Source organism: Pseudomonas sp. NFACC37-1 (assembly GCF_900101575.1).
Taxonomy (GTDB): Bacteria; Pseudomonadota; Gammaproteobacteria; order Pseudomonadales; family Pseudomonadaceae; genus Aquipseudomonas; species Aquipseudomonas fluorescens_AA.
The window spans coordinates 1-4,759 of sequence record NZ_FMUZ01000076.1 but is presented as its reverse complement, the minus strand read 5'-3'; the positions used below and the strand labels follow the sequence as shown (position 1 = coordinate 4,759).

Annotated in this window: 5 protein-coding genes; all 5 read left to right on the top strand. The window is 61.3% G+C overall.

The genetic code is table 11. From position 1 onward, the window contains the following. Positions 1-373 precede the first annotated feature (373 nt). The 5 genes from oscA (at position 374) to BLP82_RS29805 (ending at position 4,593) form a co-directional block, all read left to right on the top strand. Positions 374-556 carry a sulfur starvation response protein OscA gene (gene oscA, locus BLP82_RS29825; protein WP_003186967.1) on the top strand — a complete coding sequence of 61 codons (183 nt, stop codon included), beginning with the start codon at positions 374-376 and terminating at the stop codon, positions 554-556. 136 nt (positions 557-692) lie between these two features. Further along, positions 693-1,706, top strand: coding sequence for a sulfate ABC transporter substrate-binding protein (locus BLP82_RS29820; protein ID WP_092177147.1), 1,014 nt, complete (start codon positions 693-695; stop codon positions 1,704-1,706). A 193-nt stretch (positions 1,707-1,899) separates the two neighbouring features. Continuing rightward, on the top strand, positions 1,900-2,718 hold the full coding sequence (gene cysT, locus BLP82_RS29815; protein WP_013692011.1) for a sulfate ABC transporter permease subunit CysT: 819 nt from the start codon (positions 1,900-1,902) through the stop codon (positions 2,716-2,718). Positions 2,719-2,730: 12 nt separating this feature from the next. Continuing rightward, complete coding sequence (gene cysW, locus BLP82_RS29810; protein WP_092177144.1) at positions 2,731-3,600, top strand: sulfate ABC transporter permease subunit CysW; 870 nt, start codon at positions 2,731-2,733, stop codon at positions 3,598-3,600. A gap of 3 nt (positions 3,601-3,603) precedes the next feature. Then, positions 3,604-4,593, top strand: a complete 990-nt coding sequence (locus BLP82_RS29805; RefSeq protein ID WP_003196507.1) for a sulfate/molybdate ABC transporter ATP-binding protein — start codon at positions 3,604-3,606, stop codon at positions 4,591-4,593. Positions 4,594-4,759: the final 166 nt, after the last annotated feature.

Here is a 4,759-nt window from a genome sequence, read left to right as displayed (position 1 = left end):
TTTTGATCGTTCCCACGCTCCGCGTGGGAATGCATCCCGTGACGCTCTGCGTCACATTCAGAAGCGGAACGCAGAGCGTCCCTGGCTGCGTTCCCACGCAGGAGCGTGGGAACGATCAAACACTCCGCTGTCGCAAGCTTGCTCGCGAAGGCGTCGGCTCAGCTTGCATCGAGGCAAGCGGAAATATCCGAGGCGTTAGCAGGGAAAGGCCTCCCAAGCTCCCCTGCCGTAGGACGCCGGCTACTTTATGTAATTCCGGTTATATAAAAATTCTTAAATAGTCTTTTTAAGAATATCTGCACTTATCTAGTATTGCTCCCACGCCGCAAGCAGTGCCGCCCACTGCCAGGCATTCATTCAAAGGAGCAGCAGCATGAGCGCATCCCTACGTAGCGTTGACGGCCAGGACGAAGCAACCATCTTGCGCGAGATCCAGAGCGCGTTGCGCGATCTACGCTTTGGGGCAGTGGAAATCACCGTGCACAACGCCCAGGTGGTCCAGATCGAACGCAAGGAAAAGTTCCGGTTGCAGCAACCGAGCCATAAACCGTCTTGAAAACCAAAAGATCGCAGCCTTCGGCAGCTCCTACGGGGGGCTAGGTGTAGGCGCTGCCGAAGACTGCGATCTTTTTCCACAAGCCTAACGAATTTCCAGAAGCCATAAGAAAACCAGAATTCCAGGAGCTTTCACCATGTCGTCCATTCGTCGTTATGCCCTGGCCGCCCTGGCCAGTGCTGTTTTTGCAGGTTCCGCCGTCGCCAAGGATTACGAGCTGCTCAACGTGTCCTACGACCCGACGCGCGAGCTTTACCAGGATTACAACGCCGAATTCGTCAATTTCTGGAAGAAAGCGCACCCGGACGACAGCGTGAAGATCCAGCAGTCCCACGGTGGCTCGGGCAAGCAAGGCCGGGCGGTGATCGATGGTCTGCGGGCCGACGTGGTGACCCTGGCCCTGGCCGGCGACATCGATGAAATCGCCAAGCTGGGCAAGTCCCTGCCGGCGGACTGGCAAACACGCCTGCCGGAGGCCAGCACGCCTTATACGTCCACCATCGTGTTCCTGGTGCGCAAGGGCAACCCCAAGGGCATCAAGGATTGGGGCGACCTGATCAAGAACGACGTGTCGGTCATCACCCCGAACCCGAAGACCTCCGGCGGTGCGCGCTGGAACTTCCTCGCTGCCTGGGCTTATGGCCTGAAGGCCAATGGCGGTGACGAAGCCAAGGCCAAGGAATACGTGCAGGCGCTGTTCAAGCACGTGCCGATCCTCGACACCGGCGCCCGTGGCTCGACCATTACCTTCGTCAACAACGGTCAGGGCGACGTGTTGCTGGCCTGGGAAAACGAGGCCTTCCTGGCGCTCAAGGAAGACGGTGGCGCCGACAAGTTCGACATCGTCGTGCCGTCGCTGTCGATCCTCGCCGAGCCGCCGGTGGCGGTGGTGGACAAGAACGCCGAGAAAAAGGGCAATGCCGAGATCGCCGAGGCGTACCTCAAACACCTGTACAGCCCGGCCGGCCAGGAAATCGCCGCGAAAAACTACTATCGCCCGCGTGACAAGGACGTGGCCGCCAAGTACGCCCGGCAATTTCCAAAGGTGGAGTTGGTGACCATCGACAAGGACTTCGGCGGCTGGAAAACTGCCCAACCGAAATTCTTCAACGATGGCGGCGTGTTCGACCAGATCTATCAGGCGCAGTAAGCTGACCGTAAACGCCGTCATCAGCTCCTGCCGGGCTCAACCCTGTAGGAGCTGACGAGTGCAACGAGGCTGCGATCTTTCGACTGCCAATTGAATCGAGAGTGAAAGATCAGAATCAAAAGATCGCAGGCTTCGCCAGCTCCTACAGAACACAGCAGGAGCAAGCTTGCTCGCCACACAACCAAGGACTTCTATGTCGCGTCGCATATCCCCCGTCATACCCGGCTTCGGGCTGACGCTGGGCTACACCCTGGTGTACCTCAGTCTGATTGTGCTCATACCCCTGGCGGCGATGTTCGTGCATGCCGCCCAACTCACCTGGGAACAGTTCTGGGCGATCATCTCGGCGCCACGGGTGCTGGCGGCCTTGAAACTCAGTTTCGGTACCGCGCTGTACGCCGCGATCATCAACGGTGTGATCGGTACGCTGCTGGCCTGGGTGCTGGTGCGCTACACCTTCCCCGGCCGCAAGATCATCGATGCGATGATCGACCTGCCGTTCGCCCTGCCCACCGCCGTGGCCGGTATTGCCTTGACGGCGTTGTATGCGCCGACCGGCCTGGTGGGCCAGTTCGCCACCGACCTGGGCTTCAAGATCGCCTACACCCCGTTGGGCATCACCCTGGCGCTGACCTTCGTAACGTTGCCGTTCGTGGTGCGCACGGTGCAGCCGGTGCTGGCCGATATTCCCCGTGAAGTCGAAGAAGCCGCCGCCTGCCTGGGTGCCAAGCCGTGGCAGGTGTTCCGCCACATCCTGGTGCCGGCGTTGTTGCCGGCCTGGTTGACCGGCTTCGCCCTGGCCTTTGCCCGTGGCGTGGGCGAGTACGGTTCGGTGATTTTCATCGCCGGCAACATGCCGATGAAAACCGAGATCCTGCCGCTGCTGATCATGGTCAAGCTCGACCAATACGACTACACCGGCGCCACCTCCATCGGCGTGTTGATGCTGGTGGTTTCCTTCGTCCTGTTGCTGCTGATCAACCTGTTGCAGCGGCGCATCGAAACCCCATAAGGAGGCGCGAACATGTCCCAATCGTCTATTTCCGCAGCCTCCACTAACGCCGCCCGTCGCGGCAGTGCGACGTCGCGGCGCGTGTTGATCGCCCTCGGCTGGCTGATCTTTGCGCTGTTTTTGCTGTTGCCGCTGTTCATCGTGGTGTCCCAGGGCCTGAAGCTCGGGTTGGGGGCGTTCTTCACCGCGATCTTCGAACCCGACGCGCTGTCGGCGTTGAAGCTCACGGTGATCGCCGTGCTGATCTCGGTGCCGCTGAACCTGGTGTTCGGCGTCAGTGCCGCGTGGTGCGTGAGCAAATATTCATTCCGTGGCAAGAGCATGCTGGTGACGCTGATCGACCTGCCGTTCTCGGTGTCGCCGGTGATCGCGGGCCTGGTCTACGTGCTGATGTTCGGCGCCCAGGGCCTGTTCGGGCCGTGGCTGTCGGATCACGACATCCAGATCGTGTTCGCGCTGCCGGGCATCGTCCTGGCGACCATCTTCGTCACGGTGCCGTTCGTGGCCCGTGAGCTGATCCCGCTGATGCAGGAACAAGGCACCCAGGAAGAAGAGGCCGCGCGCCTGCTGGGCGCCAATGGCTGGCAGATGTTCTGGCATGTCACCGTGCCGAACATCAAGTGGGGCCTGATCTATGGCGTGGTGCTGTGTACCGCCCGCGCCATGGGCGAGTTCGGCGCGGTGTCGGTGGTGTCCGGGCACATCCGCGGGGTGACCAACACCCTGCCGCTGCACGTCGAGATCCTCTACAACGAATACAACCACGTGGCCGCGTTCGCTGTGGCGAGCCTGTTGCTGATCCTGGCGCTCTTCATCCTGCTGCTCAAGCAGTGGAGCGAAAACCGAATCAACCGCCTGCGCGCCAGCGCCGCGGAGGAATAAGTCATGTCGATCGAAGTCCGTAACGTCAGCAAGAATTTCAACGCCTTCAGGGCCCTGGACGAGATCAGCCTGGACATCCAGAGCGGCGAGCTGGTGGCGCTGCTCGGCCCGTCGGGCTGTGGCAAGACCACCTTGCTGCGAATCATCGCGGGTCTTGAAACGCCGGACCAAGGCAGCATCGTGTTCCACGGCGAGGACGTGTCCGGCCACGACGTGCGTGATCGCAACGTCGGTTTCGTATTCCAGCACTACGCCTTGTTCCGCCACATGACGGTGTTCGACAACGTCGCCTTTGGCTTGCGCATGAAGCCCAAGAATCAGCGCCCGAACGAAAGCCAGATCGCGACCAAGGTCCACGAACTGCTGAACATGGTGCAACTGGACTGGCTCGCCGACCGCTACCCGGAGCAGTTGTCCGGCGGGCAGCGTCAGCGTATCGCCCTGGCTCGCGCCTTGGCTGTGGAACCCAAGGTACTGTTGCTGGACGAACCGTTCGGCGCCCTCGACGCCAAGGTCCGCAAGGAACTGCGCCGCTGGCTGGCGCGCCTGCACGAAGACATCAACCTGACCTCGGTGTTCGTGACCCACGACCAGGAAGAAGCCATGGAAGTCGCCGACCGGATCGTGGTGATGAACAAGGGCGTGATCGAGCAGATCGGCTCGCCGGGGGATGTCTACGAAAACCCGGCCAGCGACTTTGTGTATCACTTCCTCGGCGACTCGAACCGCCTGCACTTGGGGGAGGACCGGCATGTGCTGTTCCGCCCTCACGAAGTCTCGCTGTCGCGCTCGGAGCTGGAAGACCACCACGCCGCCGAAGTGCGCGACATCCGTCCGCTCGGCGCCACCACTCGGGTGACCCTGAAGGTGGAGGGCCAGAGTGAGCTGATCGAAGCGGAAGTGGTGAAGGACCACGACAGCCTGGTGGGCCTGGCGAAGGGCGAGACGCTGTTCTTCAAGCCGAAGGTCTGGCAGAAAGTCGCCAACCTCTAAAAGCATCGCGAGCAAGCCCGCTTCCACAGGGGATTGGCGGTTCGATCGTTCCCCCGCTCCTGCGTGGGAACGCCGCCAGGGACGCTCCGCGTTCCGCTTCTGAAAGGTGACGCAGAGCGTCACGGGATGCATCCCCACGCAGAGCGTGGGGACGATCAGCTTCACG

What these genes read in the sequence shown, in the direction of transcription:
- oscA (WP_003186967.1), top strand. Translation starts at nt 374, where the DNA reads ATGAGCGCATCCCTACGTAGCGTTGACGGCCAGGACGAAGCAACCATC.
- BLP82_RS29820 (WP_092177147.1), top strand. Translation starts at nt 693, where the DNA reads ATGTCGTCCATTCGTCGTTATGCCCTGGCCGCCCTGGCCAGTGCTGTT.
- cysT (WP_013692011.1), top strand. Translation starts at nt 1,900, where the DNA reads ATGTCGCGTCGCATATCCCCCGTCATACCCGGCTTCGGGCTGACGCTG.
- cysW (WP_092177144.1), top strand. Translation starts at nt 2,731, where the DNA reads ATGTCCCAATCGTCTATTTCCGCAGCCTCCACTAACGCCGCCCGTCGC.
- BLP82_RS29805 (WP_003196507.1), top strand. Translation starts at nt 3,604, where the DNA reads ATGTCGATCGAAGTCCGTAACGTCAGCAAGAATTTCAACGCCTTCAGG.